The sequence below is a fragment of the Streptomyces sp. NPDC058674 genome, assembly GCF_042716505.1.
In the GTDB taxonomy this organism is placed as follows: domain Bacteria; phylum Actinomycetota; class Actinomycetes; order Streptomycetales; family Streptomycetaceae; genus Streptomyces.
Genome location: NZ_JBHXSC010000012.1, coordinates 39308 through 55481 on the forward strand (window position 1 = coordinate 39308; position 16174 = coordinate 55481).

Consider the following 16174-nt stretch of genomic DNA (forward strand, 5'->3'; position numbering starts at 1 on the left):
CGGGCCCGCGCATACCCGGTCCCCGCGTCCCGGGGGCGGGGGCGCCCCGCGGGCGGTCGGCGCGTCAGCCCGCCTTCGCCCGGATGCCGTCCAGGAAGGGTTCCAGGGCCGCCCGCAAGGCCGCGGGCTGGTCGTAGTGGAGGTAGTGGCCGGCGTCGGGGACCTCCGCGTACGCACCGGCCGGGAGGACGCGGACCATCTCCTGGGCCTCCGCCCGGCCCAGCTCGCCGTCCAGGCCGCGGACCACCAGCGTCGGGCAGCGGACCTGGGCCAGCTCCTCCCAGTGGGCGTCGTGCACCCAGGTCTCGCGGGCCGTCAGCATCTGGCGCCGGGAGAACAGCGGGCGCCAGCCGTCCTGGGCCTCGTGCATGACCTCGGCGAAGAAGGCGCCCCGGCCGGGGTCGGGGCGCTCGACCCGGGGGTCGTCCTCGCCGAACCAGCGGCGGGCCGCGTCCTGGGTGGGGAAGGGCAGGGGCCAGCGGTGGAACCAGTCCTCCCACTCCTGCTGGGAGGCCTCCCCGAGGGCCGAGGCGCGCATGTCGCAGATGACCACGGCTTCGACCAGATCCGGACGCCGGGCGGCGAGCTGCCAGGCGGTGAGCGCCCCCATGGAATGGCCGATCAACGTCACGGGGGCAAGGCCCAACTGCTCGACGACGGCCTCGGCATCCGCCACGAACGCCTCGCGGCCCAGGGAGGTCAGGATGCCCGGACCCGGGGGCGGACGGTCGCTCTGGCCGTGGCCGCGCTGGTCCAGGGCCACCACGCGGCGGTCCTCGGCGAGCCAGCGGGCGGTGCCGGCCCAGTGGAAGGCCCGCCCCATGAGGCCGTGCAGTAAGAGGACCCCGGGGCGCTCGGGCCCGGGGGCGGCGCCGTCGGCGGCCCCGGCGCCGTCGTGCGCGTCGGCGGGCGTGGTCTCGGAGGGTGGAGCGGTTCCGGCGGGCTCCGGGCGCGGTTCGCGGAACTCCCAGGCGGCCAGGCGCACTCCGTCGGCCCCCGTCACATCGATGCGCTGTACCACCGCGGACGCACCCCCTTCGCTCCCGGCCAGAGTATCGAACCTGCATTCGAAAGCGGGGGTCTGGCCGAGAACACCCCTCTTTCGAGTGACCTTGCTCAAGGATTGGCTGCCGCGGCCGATGGAGATCCTTTCACCAGGGAGGCGGGCCGCTCGGGGAAGACGGTCCGAAGGGGACGACCTTGAGAGCTCGGGGCTCCAGGTCACCAGGGGAGGACCGGTCCCGGCGCCGTGCGGCGCCGGGACCGTCCGCATCCGGAAACTGAACGGCCGGGGTGGATCAGCGCTTCGCCACGAACACGTGCGAGGCGATCTCCTCGTCGAGCTCGGCCGCCTCGCCGCCGCTGCCGACCAGCACCCCGCCCGGGGACTCCGTCACGCTCACCACCGAGCCGGGCTGCACGCCGGCCCGCCGCAGCGTGTACATCAGCTGGGCGTCCGTCTGGATCGGCTCGCCGATCCGGCGCACGACCACGGTCTTGCCCTCGGTGCCCGGGTCGAGCTCGGACAGGCTGACCATCCCCTCCTCCAGGAAGGGGTCCGCCTCGGCCTTCTCGCCCAGCTCCTCCAGCCCCGGGATCGGGTTCCCGTACGGCGACTCGGTCGGGTGGCGCAGCAGCTCCAGCACCCGCCGCTCCACCGCCTCGCTCATCACGTGCTCCCAACGGCACGCCTCGGCGTGCACGTGCTCCCACTCCAGGCCGATGACGTCGACGAGCAGGCACTCGGCGAGACGGTGCTTGCGCATCACCCGCGTCGCCAGCCGCCGCCCCTCGTCCGTCAGCTCCAGGTGCCGGTCGCTGGCGACGGCCACCAGGCCGTCCCGCTCCATCCGCGCCACCGTCTGGCTCACCGTCGGGCCGCTCTGGTCGAGCCGCTCGGCGATACGGGCGCGCATGGGCACCACACCTTCCTCTTCCAGCTCGAGGATGGTGCGGAGATACATCTCCGTGGTGTCGATCAGTCCGGACATTCGTGCCCCTCGGATTGCGTGCGCTGGCCCTGCCCCCAATTCTGACGCATCGGGCCCACAACCGTCCCGTACCGGGGGTGAGGCGGCTCCAGGACATGTCCGCGACACCCGCGGGTCATCCGGCGGGCCGCCGGCGGGCGGCCACCCGGCGCCGCGCCCCCGCCCTCCCCGCCCCTCCCGGTGGTCCCCCGCCGCCGCCGGGTGATCCACGGGAGCCCACGCCCGGACAACCCGGGACATCCCCCCGGGGCCGTCCGTCCCGGGATTGACGTTCGTATTGACACGCCCTTGGTCCAGACCGCACGGTGAGCGGCGGACACCGACGCACCCCACCCCACCCCACCTCCGGAAGGGCCCTCGGCGTATGAGCGAGAGCAAGCTGGCCGGTCAGTTCTTCGACGCCGCCATCGGCCTGCTGGAGCGGGTCCGGGACGAGGAGGGCTCGCACATCGCCGAGGCCGGCTCCCTCCTCGCCGACGCCGTGGCCGCCGGCAACCGGCTCTTCGCCTTCGGCGCCGGACACTCCTCGCTGCCCGCCCAGGACGTGGTCTACCGGGCCGGGGGACTGGCCCTGATGAACTTCCTCGCCGTCCCCGGCACCGTCGGCATCGACGTCATGCCCGCGACGCTGGGCAGCGCCCTGGAGCGCGTCGGCGGCCTGGCCGGAGCCGTCCTCGACAGCAGCCCCGCGTCCGACGGCGACGTCCTCGTGATCATCTCCCTCTCCGGGCGCAACGCCCTTCCGGTCGAGATGGCCATGAACGCCCGCGCGATCGGCCTGAAGGTGATCGGCGTGACCTCGGTGGCGTACGCGACGGAGACCAGGTCCCGCCACGTCTCCGGCACCTTCCTGAAGGACCACTGCGACGTCGTCCTCGACAGCAAGATCGCCGTCGGCGACGCCGAGCTGACCCTCGACGGCATCGACGCCCCCTTCGCCCCCGCCTCCACCGTCGTGACCAGCGCGATCATGCAGGCGGTCATGGCGGCCGCGGCCGGCGAACTCGCCGCCCGCGGGGTCGAGCCCCCGCTGCTGCGCTCGGGCAACGTCGACGGCGGCCACGAGTGGAACGGCCGCGTGATGCGGGAGTACGGGGACCGGATCTTCTTCCGCCACTGACGGGCGGCGATGAGCCCTCAGTCCGCCCCCGGCGCGACCGGGCCGCCGCCACCCGCCGCCGCCAGGTCGAGATCGGCCGCGACCCGGGCGGCGACCTCCTCCGCGTAGGCCGCGTCCGGGCGCTCGAAGGCCTCGCGCGCGGTCCCGCGCAGGAAGGTCAGCGTGCCCAGGGTCCGCCCCCGGCTGCGCAGCACCGCGCACAGCGCGTGGGCGGCGTCCGCGGGCCACTGGCGGGCCCGCGCCCACGCGGCGTCGGCCGCACCGAGCGGGGCGCTCGTCCGCACCGAGCCGATCCGGTCCAGGGCCTGCAGTGCCGGGTGCCCGGCCCCGTACCGCACGGGGATCGACCCCGGTCCGGGCAGCGCCGGCGGCGACGCGGCGGACCGTACGAGCCGGGGCCCCCCAGGACCGGCCGAGGGGTCCAGTACGTCCAGCAGCACGTGGTCGGCGAAGCCCGCGAGGGCGAAGTCCAGGCGCAGGGCGGCCGCCTCGGCCGGGTCCTCGCACTCGGCGGCGGCGCGCCCCGCGCGGTACAGCTGGTGGGACCGGAACCGCAGCCGGGAGGTCTCCAGCTGGGCCTGCCGGGCCTCGGTGACGTCCTGGAACAGCCAGCCCACGCCGAGCGGCACCGGCTCCTCCGCGAGCGGCGAGGCCAGGCGCAGGAATCCGCACCGCCAGCAGCGCCGCCGCAGCCCCTCCGCCGTGTGCACCGACACCCACAGCTCCACCGGCGCGGGCGGCGCCCCCTCGGCGAGCACGTGCTGGAGGGCGCCCTCCAGCTCCTCCACGCCCTGGGCCAGCAGCTCCCCCAGCGGCCGCCCGAGGAGGGCGCCGGGGCCGGCGGCGAAGGCGCGCGCGGCGTGTGCGTTGACCACGGCGGGCCGGAGGTCGACGTCGACGAGGACCACGCCCCACGAGGCGTCCTCCATCAGGGCCTCGCTCAGCGCGATGGACCGCTCCAGGTCGATCTGGGCGTGCACCTCGGTGAAGGCGCAGTACACCCCGGAGGGTTCGCCGTCCGCGCCGGGAACCGCGGCGGACTGGGTGCGCACGAGGACGCGCCCGCCGTCCTTGGTCAGCAGCGCGAACTCGTGGACCTGTCGGCCGGTCCCGTCCTGGGCGCCCATCAGCCGGTCCTGCACGTCCTGGGCGTCGGCGTCCCGGGCCGCCCACCCGGCGAAGCCCTTGCGGCCCACGGCCTCGGCGGCGGACCAGCCCAGGATGCGCTCGGCCTCGCGGTTCCAGTGGGTGACCACCCCGTCGGAGTCGAAGGCGCACAGGGCCGCGTCCATCCCGTCCAGCAGCGCTGCGAGCAGGTCGTCGGTGGTCTCGTCCCGTCCGGAAGCACTCACCTGGCACCCCCCGCAGGTGTTCGCGTGTGCGGCACGTCAGATCATTGAACTGGAACGTGACGGAGCACACACGGTGTTCCCCCGATTACCCCGGAATGTTCCGGTTTCGACCGGGGGTGCCCGTACGGCGATCCGTCGCCGTAATTCGATTGAACGGCGGGCCGGGGCCTGCCTACAGTGGTCGCACACTGAAAGGAGGTGGTCCCGGAAATGTACGAACTCCGGACGCGTGAGGTGACTGCGGGCTAAGCGCCCGTCGTCGCACGCACCCAGTGCGGTGCCCGGCGGTCGCCAGGCGCCAATCCACAGCAGTCACCCGACCCGCGGGCTCGCCGGTACGTCCGGCCGGCTCCTCTCACTGCAGGAGAGGAACCCGAGCCCGCGGGTCGCCTGTTTTCCCGGCGCGCCGCACGCGGGACCCGCCGGCCCGCGCCCCGGCCCTACGGGCACAGGCGCTCGACGCGCCACTCCCCCGCGGCCGAGGCGTCCCTGGCGTAGCGCAACCGGTCGTGCAGGCGGTTCTCGTGGCCCTGCCAGAACTCCACCTCGTGCGGGGTGACCCTCAGGCCGCCCCACTGGGGCGGGACCGGGACCTGCTCGCCCTCCGGGTAGCGGGCGGCGAGCTCGGCGTAGCGGCGGTCCAGCTCCTCGCGGGAGCCGATCACGCTCGACTGCTCGCTCGCCCAGGCGCCCAGCTGCGATCCGTGCGGGCGGGAGCGGAAGTACGCCGCCGTCTCGTCGCGGCCGATGCGGGCGGCGGTGCCGGTGACGACGACCTGGCGGGCGATGGGGTGCCAGGGGAAGAGCAGCGCGACGTGCGGGTTCTCCGCCAGTTCCCGGCCCTTGCGAGATGCGTAGTTGGTGAAGAAGACGAAGCCCCGCTCGTCGAACTGCTTCAGCAGCACCGTGCGCGAGCTGGGGCGGCCGCCGGGGGTCGCCGTCGAGACGACCATGGCGTTCGGCTCGAAGAGGTGCGCGTCCGCGGCCTGCTGGAACCAGCGGGCGAACTGCCCCATCGGGTCCTCGGCGAGGCTGCGCTCGTCGACGATCTCCGAGCGGTACTGCTTGCGCATGACGGCGGGGTCAAGGTCCTGAGGGGTCACGTCCGCCATCCTGCCGCAGACCGCGCGACGAGGGTGTGCCGTATGTCACGCTTCCGCAGTCCACCGGGAACGGACAAAATCTTGGGGCCGGTCCGAGAGCCCCCGCACGGGTGACCATCGACCGTGCCGGGCATCAACGGGGATGACCGCGCCGGGCCGCGAATCACGCCGGGAGCCGCGCGTGTTCGCACTATTTGAGGAGCCGCCTGATGTCCGACTTCGTACCCGGGCTCGAAGGGGTCGTCGCGTTCGAGACCGAGATCGCCGAACCGGACAAGGAAGGCGGGTCGCTCCGGTACCGCGGTGTCGACATCGAGGACCTCGTCGGCCACGTCTCCTTCGGCAACGTGTGGGGCCTGCTCGTCGACGGCGCCTTCAACCCCGGCCTGCCCGCCGCCGAGCCCTTCCCCATCCCGGTCCACTCCGGGGACATCCGCGTCGACGTCCAGTCCGCGCTCGCCATGCTCGCCCCCGTGTGGGGTCTGAAACCGCTCCTCGACATCGACGAGCGGACCGCGCGCGACGACCTCGCGCGGGCGGCCGTCATGGCGCTCTCGTACGTCGCCCAGTCCGCCCGCGGCCAGGGCCTGCCGATGGTGCCGCAGAAGGAGATCGACAAGGCCGAGTCCGTGGTCGAGCGGTTCATGATCCGCTGGCGGGGCGAGCCCGACCCGCGCCACGTCAAGGCCGTCGACGCCTACTGGACCTCGGCCGCCGAGCACGGGATGAACGCCTCGACGTTCACCGCGCGCGTCATCGCCTCCACGGGGGCGGACGTGGCCGCTGCCCTGTCCGGCGCCGTGGGCGCCATGTCCGGGCCGCTGCACGGCGGTGCGCCGTCCCGCGTCCTCGGCATGATCGAGGAGATCGAGCGCACCGGCGACGCCGTGGCGTACGTGAAGAAGGCCCTCGACAAGGGCGAGCGGCTGATGGGCTTCGGGCACCGCGTCTACCGCGCCGAGGACCCCCGGGCCCGCGTCCTGCGCCGCACCGCCAAGGAGCTGGACGCCCCGCGCTACGAGGTGGCCGCGGCGCTGGAGAAGGCCGCGCTGGAGGAGCTGCACGCGCGCCGCCCCGACCGGGTCCTCGCGACGAACGTGGAGTTCTGGGCGGCGATCATGCTCGACTTCGCCGAGGTCCCGGCGCACATGTTCACCTCCATGTTCACCTGTGCCCGCACGGCGGGGTGGTCGGCGCACATCCTGGAGCAGAAGCGCACGGGCCGCCTGGTCCGCCCCTCGGCCCGCTACACCGGGCCGGGCGCGCGGGACCCCCGGGAGATCGAGGGGTACGGCGAGATGGCCGAGACCGCCTGACCGGTCCTGGGGCCTGACCGGTCGGGCCCCAGGGCCGGGCCGGCCTGCCTCGGGCGACGGGCGCCGCACTCCTGCCGGGGTGCGGCGCCCGCGTGCGTCCCGGGTCGGGCGGGCGTCGGGTCGGGCGTGGCGGGTCAGGCGGGGCGGGTCAAGGTGGCCTCGACGATCCGGGACCACTGGGCCACCACGCGGTCGCGACGGGCCGCGTCGTCGGTCAGCAGATTGGCCAGGCCCAGGCCCCGGGCCATGTCGAGGAGGCCCTGCACGGTCTCCCGTACGCCCGGTACGGACTCGTCCGCGCCCAGCAGCTCGACGGCGATGCGGTGGGTCTCGCGGCCGACTCGGGCCTCCAGTTCCGACACCCGGGGGCGCAGCTGCTCCTCGTTGGAGGCGGCCACCCACAGTTGGAGGGCGGCCCGGAAGAGGATGCCGGTGTACATGTCCACGAGGGCGGCCACGACCTCCGGGCGGGCGGCCGGGCGGGCGTGGAACAGCTCCCGCAGCGCCGTGGACCGTTCCTCGGCCACGTACTCGACGGCGGCCGTGAAGAGGTCCTCGCGGGTGGGGAAGTGGTACTGGGCCGCGCCGCGGGACACGCCGGCCCGTTCGGCGACGACGGAGACGGTCGAGCCCGCCCAGCCCTGTTCGGCGAGGCAGGACACGGCCGCCTCCAGCAGGTGGCGGCGGGTGACGCGGCTGCGCGCCTGCTTGGGGCCGGTCACAGCGCCCATGCGGGGTCCCGGCGCTCGAAGCGGGCGGTGATGCCCTCGCGGGCGTCGGCGGAGGCGAAGAGCCCGGCGGACAGTTCCGTGAGGCGGGCGCCGTCGCGGTCCAGGGCTTCGCGCACGGCGGCGGCGGTGAGCGCCTTGGTGGCGGCCAGGGCCTGCGGGGAGGCTTTGCGGAGGCCGTCGAGGACGGGGGCGAGGGCCTGGTCGACGTCCTCGGCGTGCAGGGTGAGGAGGCCGATGCGGGCGGCCTCGGCGGCGTCGAACCGCTCCGCGGTGAGGAAGTAGCGGGCCGCGGCGCGCGGGTCGAGGCGCGGGAGCAGCGGCATGGAGATCACCGCGGGAGCGAGGCCGAGGTGGGTCTCGGTGAAGGCGTACGAGGACCGCGGCCCGGCGGCGGCGATGTCGCAGGCGCCGAGCAGGCCGAGGCCGCCGGCCCGGACGTGGCCGGTGACGCGGGCGAGGACGGGCTTGGGCAGCCCGGCGACCTCCCGGAGCAGGGCGACGAAGTCGGCGGGGTCGCAGGGGGACGTGAGGTCGGCGCCGGAGCAGAAGGTGGTGCCGGTGTGGGTGAGGACGACGGCCCGGACCGCCGGATCCGCCGCGGCCTCGGCGAGCGCGGCGCGCAGCGTTGCGACGAGGGCGGCGGAGAGGGCGTTGCGGTTGGCCGGGGAGTCGAGGGTGAGGGTGGTGACGCCGGTCGCCTGGGCGGCGTGCACGAGTGGTGCCATGTCTCCTCCGGAGGGGGTGCGGGGTCGGGTGGGGTCCCCTCCGGGGAGGGTATGCGGGGCGCCTCCGGCGGGGGTGGGCAGGTGGGGAACGTCCCCCGTGCGGGTACCCGTGCCGGGGGCTTGGCGGGGGTGGTGCGGGCGCGGGTACCCGTGCCGGGCGGCCAGGCAGGGGGTGGGGCGGGGCCGTACAGGTCCCGTGCGGGTACCCGTGCCCGGGGCTTGGAGGCGGGGCGGCTCCCGGGCCCGGCTTGGGGTGGGGTGGGATGAGGCGGGGGCCGGGACGGGTCGGGGTGGGCGGGGTCAGTAGGACTTGGGGAGGCCCAGGGTCTGGTGGGAGATGAAGTTGAGGATCATCTCCCGGCTGACCGGGGCGATCCGGGCCACGCGCGAGGCGGTGATGAGGGAGGCCAGACCGTACTCGCGGGTGAGGCCGTTGCCGCCGAGGGTGTGGACCGACTGGTCCACCGCCCGGACGCAGGCCTCGGCGGCGGCGTACTTGGCCATGTTCGCCGCCTCGCCCGCCCCCGCGTCGTCGCCCGCGTCGTACAGCGCCGCGGCCTTCTGCATCATCAGGCGGGCCAGTTCCAGCTCGATGTGGGCGGCCGCCAGCGGGTGGGCGATGGCCTGGTGGGCGCCGATGGGGTCCTTCCACACCTGGCGGGTCGTGGCGTAGTCGACGGCCTTCGCGAGGGCGTGGCGGCCCATGCCGATCGCGAACGCCGCGGTCATGATGCGTTCGGGGTTGAGTCCGGCGAAGAGCTGGAGCAGGCCCGCGTCCTCGTCGCCGACGAGGGCGTCGGCGGGCAGCCGGACCTCGTCCAGGGTCAGTTCCCACTGCTTCTCGGCGGCCTGGAGCTCCATCTCGATGAGGGAGCGGGAGAAGCCGGGGGTCTCCCGGGGGACGATGAACAGACAGGGCTTGAGACGGCCGCTCCTCGCGTCCTCGGTGCGGCCGACGATGAGGGTGGCGTCGGCGATGTCCACGCCCGAGATGAAGACCTTGCGACCGGTCAGGACCCATGCGTCGCCGTCGCGGCGGGCCGTGGTGGTGATGCGGTGGGAGTTGGAGCCGGCGTCCGGCTCGGTGATCCCGAAGGCCATGGTGAGGCTGCCGTCGGCGAGGCCGGGGAGCCATGCCTGCTTCTGGTCCCCGGTGCCGAAGCGGGAGATAACCGTGCCGCAGATGGCGGGTGAGACCACCATCATCAGGAGCGGACAGCCGGCCGCCCCCAGTTCCTCCAGGACGATGGAGAGTTCGGCGATGCCGCCCCCTCCGCCGCCGTACTGCTCGGGGAGGTTGACCCCGAGGTAGCCGAGCGCGGCGGCGTCCGCCCACAGCTCGTCCGGGTGGCCGCCCTCGCGGGCGACGCGGGCGAGGTACTCGCGGCCGTACTTCCGGCCGAGGGCGGCGACCGCCGCGCGCAGGGCCTTGTGTTCCGGGGTCTCTATGACGGAGCTCATGCGTGCGGTTCCTCCTGGACTACGGCGAGCAGGGCGCCGAACTCGACCTGTTGGCCGGTGGCGGCGTGGAGCGCGGTGAGCGTGCCGGAGGCGGGCGCGAGGATGCGGTGTTCCATCTTCATCGCCTCCAGCCAGAGCAGGGGCTGCCCGGCGGTGACCGGGGTGCCGGGGGCCAGGCCCTCGGCGACGCGGACGACGGTGCCCGGCATGGGGGCGAGCAGGGAGCCCGGTTCGGTGCGGTCCTGGGGGTCGGCGAACCGGGGGACGGGGGTGAGGGTGTGGGCGCCGAGGGCGGAATCGACGTGGACCTCGGCGGTGTTCGGATGGTGTTTCACGTGAAACCGGCGGCGGACGCCCTCGACTTCGAGGGTGACGAGGTCCGGTTCGGCCGCCAGGACGCGGACGCCGGGGTGGTTCACGGGTGCGTACTGGACCTCGTACTCGGCGCCGGCAGCGGTATAGCGGCGGGTCTGCGGCTGGGAGCGGACGTTGCGCCAGCCGCCGAGACGGCGGGCGAGCGGGGCTCCCGGGGCCGGGGCGGAGCCGGCGAGGGCCGCGGCGAGGGCCGCCAGGGCCGCGTCGGGGGCGCCTTCGGTGAGGGCGGCGAGGTGGCGGTCGTAGAAGCCGGTGTCGGGCTGCCCGGTGGTGAACTCCGGGTGCCCCAGGGACCGTACGAGGAGTTCGCGGTTGGTGGTGAGGCCGTGGATGCGGGCCGTGGCCAGGGCGTGGGCGAGGGTGCGGACGGCCTCGGCGCGGGTGGGGGCGTGGGCGACGACCTTGGCGAGCATGGGGTCGTAGTGGACGGACACGGTGTCGCCGTCGGTGAAGCCGGTGTCCACGCGGACCGCGCCGGAGACGGCGAGGGTCTGCAGGACGCCGGTCTGGGGGCGCCAGTCCCGGGCGGGGTCCTCCGCGTAGAGGCGGGCCTCGACGGCGTGGCCGGTGGGCTCGGGCGGGGTCAGGGGCAGGGCCGCGCCCTCGGCGACGCGCAGTTGGAGGGCGACGAGGTCGAGGCCGAAGACGGCCTCGGTGACGGGGTGTTCGACCTGGAGGCGGGTGTTCATCTCCAGGAAGTAGGGGCGCCCGTCGGCGGTGACGAGGAATTCGACGGTGCCCGCGCCCTGGTAGGAGACGGCTCGGGCGGCGGCGACGGCCGCCTCGTGGAGGGTGGTGCGCAGGGTCTCGGGGAGGCCGGGTGCGGGAGCCTCCTCGATGACCTTCTGGTGGCGGCGCTGGAGGGAGCAGTCGCGGGTGCCCAGGGCCCACACGGTGCCGTGGGCGTCGGCGAGGATCTGTACCTCGACGTGGCGGCCCCGCTCGACGTAGGGCTCGGCGAAGACCTCCGCGTCGCCGAAGGCGGAGAGGGCCTCGGCGCGGGCGCCGTCGAGGGCTTCCGGGAGGCCGGCGAGGTCGCGGACCACGCGCATGCCGCGGCCTCCGCCGCCGGCGGCGGCCTTGAGCAGGAGGGGGAGGTCGGCGGGGGTGGCCGCGGCCGGGTCCACGGGGTCGAGGAGCGGGACCCCCGCGGCGCGCATCAGCTCCTTGGCCCGGGTCTTGGAGGCCATGGCCTCGATGGCGGCGGGGGGCGGGCCGATCCAGGTGAGGCCGGCGTCCTCGACCTCCCGGGCGAAGGCGGCGCTTTCGGAGAGGAAGCCGTAGCCGGGGTGGACGGCGTCGGCCCCGGCGGCCAGCGCTGCCTTGATGACGAGGTCGCCGCGCAGGTAGGTGTCGGCGGGGGCGGAGCCGGGCAGGCGGACGGCCGCGTCTGCCTCGCGTACGTGCAGGGCGTGCTCGTCGGGGTCGGAGTGGACGGCGACGGTGGCGAGGCCGAGGGCGCGTGCGGTGCGCATGACGCGTACGGCGATCTCGCCGCGGTTGGCGACGAGGAGCGAGTGCAGGGTCTTGTCGGTCATGTGGGCGCTCACATCCGGAAGATGCCGAAGCCGCCGCGGGCGCCCTCGACGGGGGCGTTGTGGACGGCCGACAGGCACAGGCCGAGGATGGTGCGGGTGTCGCGCGGGTCGATGACCCCGTCGTCGTACAGCCGCCCGGACAGGAACATCGGCAGCGATTCGGACTCGATCTGCGCCTCGACGAAGGCGCGCATCCCGGCGTCGGCCTCCTCGTCGTAGGGCTGCCCCTTGGCCGCCGCGGACTGCCGGGACACGATGGACAGCACGCCGGCGAGTTGCTGGGCCCCCATGACGGCGGATTTGGCGCTGGGCCAGGCGAAGAGGAAGCGGGGCTCGTAGGCACGTCCGCACATGCCGTAGTGCCCGGCGCCGTAGCTGGCCCCGATGAGGACGGAGAGGTGCGGGACGCGGGAGTTGGAGACCGCGTTGATCATCATCGAGCCGTGTTTGACGATGCCGCCCTGCTCGTACTCCCTGCCCACCATGTAGCCGGTGGTGTTGTGCAGGAACAGGAGCGGGATGTCGCGCTGGTTCGCGAGCTGGATGAACTGGGCGGCCTTCTGGGACTCGGCGCTGAACAGCACGCCCTGGGCGTTGGCGAGGATGCCGACCGGGTAGCCGTGGAGGGTGGCCCAGCCGGTGACCAGGCTGGTGCCGTAGAGGGGCTTGAACTCGTCGAAGTCGGAGGCGTCGACGATGCGGGCGATGACCTCGCGCGGGTCGAAGGGGGTTTTGAGGTCGGGCGGGACGATCCCGAGGAGCTCTTCGGGGTCGTACAGCGGGTCCTGTGCCTTCGGCGGGTCCGCGTGCGGCTTGCGGTGGTTGAGGCGGGCGACGATGCGGCGGGCCTGGCGGATGGCGTCGTGCTCGTCGAGGGCGTAGTGGTCGGCGAGGCCGGAGGTGCGGGCGTGCATGTCGGCGCCGCCGAGGGATTCGTCGTCGCTCTCCTCGCCGGTGGCCATCTTGACCAGCGGCGGACCGCCGAGGAAGACCTTGGAGCGGTCCTTGATCATGACGGTGTGGTCGGACATGCCGGGGATGTACGCGCCTCCGGCGGTGGAGTTGCCGAAGACGACGGCGACGGTCGGGATGCCGTCGGCGGAGAGCCGGGTGATGTCGCGGAAGACGGCCCCGCCCGGGATGAAGATCTCCTTCTGGGAGGGGAGGTCGGCGCCGCCGGACTCGACGAGGCTGATGCAGGGCAGGCGGTTCTGCCGGGCGATCTCGTTGGCGCGCAGGGCCTTCTTCAGGGTCCACGGGTTGCTGGCCCCGCCACGGACCGTGGGATCGTTGGCGGTGACCAGGCATTCGACGCCCTCGACGGTGCCGATGCCGGTGACCATGGAGGCGCCGACGGGGTAGTCGCTGCCCCAGGCCGCGAGCGGGGACAGCTCCAGGAAGGGCGTGTCCGGGTCGAGGAGCAGCTCGATGCGCTCGCGGGCGAGGAGCTTGCCGCGCTCCTTGTGCCGGGCGGTGTACTTCTCGCCGCCGCCCCGCAGGGCCTTGGCGTGCTCGGCGTCGAGGGCGGCGAGGCGTTCGAGGGCGGCGGTACGGGCCTGCGCGTGCTCGGGGGCGCGGGGGTCGACGGTGGTGCCGAGGCGGGTCATGGTCCGACCTCCGGGTCGTGGGTGCCCCGGGCGGGGGCTTCGGTTTCGGTCGGCGGGAGCAGGTGGGTCGGGATGTCGAGGTGGCGGGCGCGGAGCCATTCGCCGAGGGCTTTGGCCTGGGGGTCGAAGCGGTGGCCGGAGGCGACGCCGTCGCCGAGGATTCCGGTGACGGTGAAGTTCAGGGCGCGCAGGTGCGGGAGTTCGTGGCGGGCGACGGGCAGGTCCCGGGTCTCCGGGAGCAGCGCACGGAAGGCGTCGACGGTCAGGGTGCGGTGCAGCCACTCCCAGGCGGGGGCCGATTCGACCCACACGCCGACGTTGGCGTCGCCGCCCTTGTCGCCGCTGCGGGCCCCGGCCAGTGCGCCCAGGGGGGCGCGGGCGGTGGGTCGGCCCCGGTCACCTTCGGGGGCTCCGCCCCCCGGCCCCCGTGCTTCGAACGCCGGCGGGACTGGCGGGACCGGGGGTGCGGCGGCGGGTGCGGGTCGGGTGGCGGTGGGCGCCGCCGGTGGGGGTGCGGCGGCGGGTGCCGGTGGGGGGACGGGGTGGCGGGTGCCGTCCGGGAGGACCGCCGTGTGGGGGACCGCGGCCGCGGGGACCAGGGCGGAGGTGAAGACCCCGTACGGCTGGGCGGGGCCCGGCGGGGCCGTCACGTGGAAGCCGGGGTAGCTGGCGAGGGCCAGTTCGATCGCCGCCGAGGTCAGGGCGCGGCCGACCCGGTCCGGTGAGGGGTCGCGGACCACCAGGCGCAGCAGGGCGCTCGCCGTCTCCTGCGTCCCGGCGTCCTCGTGGTCCGTGCGGGACAGGGTCCACCGCGCCGACGCCACCTCGCTCAGGGCCTCGGCGAGTTGGGACCGGACCAGGGCGGCCTTCGCCTCGATGTCGAGGCCGGTCAGGACGAAGACCACCTCGTTGCGCCAGCCGCCGATGCGGGTGACGCCCACCTTGAGGGTGTCGGGCGGTGCCTCGCCGCGCACGCCCGAGACCCGGACCCGGTCGGGGCCGTCCCCGGAGAGCCGGACCGTGTCCAGCCGGGCGGTGACGTCGGGGCCCAGGTAGCGGATGCCCTGGGTCTCGTAGAGGAGCTGGGCGGTGACCGTGCCGGTGGTGACGGCCCCGCCCGTGCCCGGGTGTTTGGTGATCACCGCGGAGCCGTCCTCGGCCACCTCCGCCAGCGGGAAGCCGGGACGGCGGACGTCGTGCCGCCCGAAGAACGCGTAGTTGCCGCCGGTGGCCTGGGTGCCGCACTCCAGGACGTGGCCGGCGACCACCGCTCCCGCCAGCCGGTCGTAGGCGTCCGGCGCCCAGTCGAACCACCAGGCCGCCGCCCCGCTGACCAGGGCCGCGTCCGTGACCCGGCCCGTGACGACCACGTCGGCCCCGGCGCGCAGGCAGGCCGCGATCCCGGCGCCGCCCAGGTAGGCGTTGGCCGTGAGCGCCCCCTCCTCGTACGGCATCAGGTCGTCGCCCTCGACGTGCGCGACGCAGACCGGTACGCCCGTCTCGGCCGCGAGCGTCCGCACGGCGGCGGCGAGTCCGGCGGGGTTCAGGCCGCCGGCGTTCGCGACGATGCGCACGCCCCGCTCCCGCGCGAGCCCGAGCACGTCCTCGAGTTGGCGCAGGAAGGTCCTGGCGTAGCCGAGGTCCGGGTCCTTCAGGCGGTCGCGGCCGAGGATGAGCATCGTCAGCTCGGCGAGGTAGTCCCCGGTCAGCACGTCCAGCGGGCCGCCGGTCAGCATCTCGCGCGGGGCGTCGGCGCGGTCCCCGTAGAAGCCGGAGGCGTTGCCGATGCGCAGCGGCCGGCGCGTCACCGGGAGGTCCGCGGCGTGCGGCCGGCGCCCGGCGGGCCCGCGAAGGCCTGGGCGATGTCGAGCCAGCGGTCCGCGTCGGGGCCGGTGGCGGTCAGGGCCAGGTCGGCGCGGTGGGCGCGTCGGGTCACCAGGAGGCAGAAGTCCAGGGCCGGTCCGGTGATCCGCTGCGGGGCGTCGGCGGGGCCGTACGCCCACTCCCCCGCGCCGCCGGGGGCGGTCAGCTCCAGCCGGAACTCCTCGGAGGGCGCGGGCAGTCCGCGGACCGCGTGGGCGTAGTCGCGGGCCCGGACGCCGATCCTGGCCACGTGCCGCAGCCGGGCGGTCGGGGTGCGGTGCACGCCGAGGGCGTCGGCCACGTCCTGGCCGTGCGCCCAGGTCTCCATCAGCCGGGCGCTCGCCATCGAGGCGGCCTTCATCGGCGGCCCGTACCAGGGGAAGCGGGTGTCGGGGGACGCGGCGGCCAGGGCTTCGCCGAGAGCCGCGCGCCCGGCCCGCCAGCGGGTCAGGAGCTCGGCGGGCGCCCACCGCGCACCCTCCTGCGCGCCCTCGTCGACGAAGGTGTCGGGGGCCTTCAGGGCCGCCTCGGCCATGGCCGCGAAGCCGTCGGCGTCGGTGAGGGAGAGGAGCGCGGCCCGGTCGGTCCAGTGCAGGTGGGCGATCTGGTGCGCGATGGTCCAGCCGGGCGCGGGGGTGCCGCGGGCCCAGTCGGGACCGGGCACGTCCCCCACCAGGGAGTCCAGTTCGCGGCTCTCCTGGGCAAGATCGGTGAAGACGGCGGCGGCGGACGGATCGGGCACGGTGCGCTCCCCTCTCGGCGTGAGGGGAAGACTGGCAGCCGCCACCAAAACAATCAAGCATGCTTGCATGATTTTCTCGCTCGACGGCGCCTTCCCGCCAGTGGACCCAACCCGGCCGCGGGAAAGGCGACTTGGCGTGCCGTGCGGCCGCCCGCAGGTCCGGGGGGCCGCCGGCCGGACTGCGGGCGGGGGCGATTCAGGCCGTACGCCGCAAACCCCCAGAACGTCCCTGCATGTCCGGTCGATACTG

The 16174-nt window shown here is 74.7% G+C and carries 13 protein-coding genes; 2 read left to right on the forward strand and 11 right to left on the reverse strand.

Annotation, left to right across the window (positions count from 1 at the left end):
* Positions 1-64 precede the first annotated feature (64 nt).
* Positions 65-1021 carry an alpha/beta fold hydrolase gene (locus ACFWU6_RS09225; protein WP_383979810.1) on the reverse strand — a complete coding sequence of 319 codons (957 nt, stop codon included), beginning with the start codon at positions 1019-1021 and terminating at the stop codon, positions 65-67.
* Between the two features lie 277 nt (positions 1022-1298).
* Positions 1299-1991, reverse strand: a complete 693-nt coding sequence (locus tag ACFWU6_RS09230; RefSeq protein WP_383801524.1) for a metal-dependent transcriptional regulator — start codon at positions 1989-1991, stop codon at positions 1299-1301.
* Positions 1992-2355: 364 nt separating this feature from the next.
* Here ACFWU6_RS09230 and ACFWU6_RS09235 point away from each other — a divergent pair, with 364 nt between their 5' ends.
* Positions 2356-3111 carry an SIS domain-containing protein gene (locus ACFWU6_RS09235; RefSeq protein WP_383801522.1) on the forward strand — a complete coding sequence of 252 codons (756 nt, stop codon included), beginning with the start codon at positions 2356-2358 and terminating at the stop codon, positions 3109-3111.
* 17 nt (positions 3112-3128) lie between these two features.
* On the opposite strand, the gene ACFWU6_RS09240 is transcribed toward ACFWU6_RS09235, so the two are convergent.
* On the reverse strand, positions 3129-4463 hold the full coding sequence (locus ACFWU6_RS09240) for a PAS domain-containing protein (RefSeq protein ID WP_383801519.1): 1335 nt from the start codon (positions 4461-4463) through the stop codon (positions 3129-3131).
* A 440-nt stretch (positions 4464-4903) separates the two neighbouring features.
* The gene (pdxH, locus tag ACFWU6_RS09245; protein ID WP_383801516.1) at positions 4904-5575 is read right to left on the reverse strand and encodes a pyridoxamine 5'-phosphate oxidase; all 672 of its coding nucleotides are present in this window, start codon (positions 5573-5575) and stop codon (positions 4904-4906) included.
* Positions 5576-5775: 200 nt separating this feature from the next.
* On the opposite strand from pdxH, the gene ACFWU6_RS09250 reads away from it, so the two are divergent.
* Positions 5776-6882: a citrate synthase 2 gene (locus tag ACFWU6_RS09250; RefSeq protein WP_383801514.1), complete on the forward strand. Its 1107-nt coding sequence runs from the start codon at positions 5776-5778 to the stop codon at positions 6880-6882.
* Between the two features lie 134 nt (positions 6883-7016).
* Here the strand turns inward: ACFWU6_RS09250 and ACFWU6_RS09255 are convergent, their stop codons facing one another.
* From ACFWU6_RS09255 to ACFWU6_RS09285, 7 genes are all read right to left on the reverse strand, one after another.
* Complete coding sequence (locus ACFWU6_RS09255; RefSeq protein ID WP_383801511.1) at positions 7017-7613, reverse strand: TetR/AcrR family transcriptional regulator; 597 nt, start codon at positions 7611-7613, stop codon at positions 7017-7019.
* Complete coding sequence (locus ACFWU6_RS09260; protein WP_383979822.1) at positions 7601-8338, reverse strand: enoyl-CoA hydratase family protein; 738 nt, start codon at positions 8336-8338, stop codon at positions 7601-7603. The genes ACFWU6_RS09255 and ACFWU6_RS09260 overlap by 13 nt, the downstream gene beginning before the upstream one ends.
* Positions 8339-8638: 300 nt before the next feature.
* Entirely contained in the window at positions 8639-9799 is a 1161-nt protein-coding gene (locus tag ACFWU6_RS09265; RefSeq protein ID WP_383979836.1) for an acyl-CoA dehydrogenase family protein, read from the reverse strand.
* The gene (locus tag ACFWU6_RS09270) at positions 9796-11712 is read right to left on the reverse strand and encodes a biotin carboxylase N-terminal domain-containing protein (RefSeq protein ID WP_383979859.1); all 1917 of its coding nucleotides are present in this window, start codon (positions 11710-11712) and stop codon (positions 9796-9798) included. Before ACFWU6_RS09270 ends, ACFWU6_RS09265 begins: the two co-directional genes overlap by 4 nt.
* Before the next feature lie 8 nt (positions 11713-11720).
* A complete protein-coding gene (locus tag ACFWU6_RS09275; RefSeq protein ID WP_383801499.1) occupies positions 11721-13319 on the reverse strand; it encodes an acyl-CoA carboxylase subunit beta in 1599 nt (532 codons plus the stop codon).
* Positions 13316-15055 carry an acyclic terpene utilization AtuA family protein gene (locus tag ACFWU6_RS09280; RefSeq protein ID WP_383801594.1) on the reverse strand — a complete coding sequence of 580 codons (1740 nt, stop codon included), beginning with the start codon at positions 15053-15055 and terminating at the stop codon, positions 13316-13318. The genes ACFWU6_RS09275 and ACFWU6_RS09280 overlap by 4 nt, the downstream gene beginning before the upstream one ends.
* 68 nt (positions 15056-15123) lie before the next feature.
* Positions 15124-15924, reverse strand: a complete 801-nt coding sequence (locus ACFWU6_RS09285; protein WP_383979863.1) for a TIGR03084 family metal-binding protein — start codon at positions 15922-15924, stop codon at positions 15124-15126.
* Between the last annotated feature and the right edge of the window lie 250 nt (positions 15925-16174).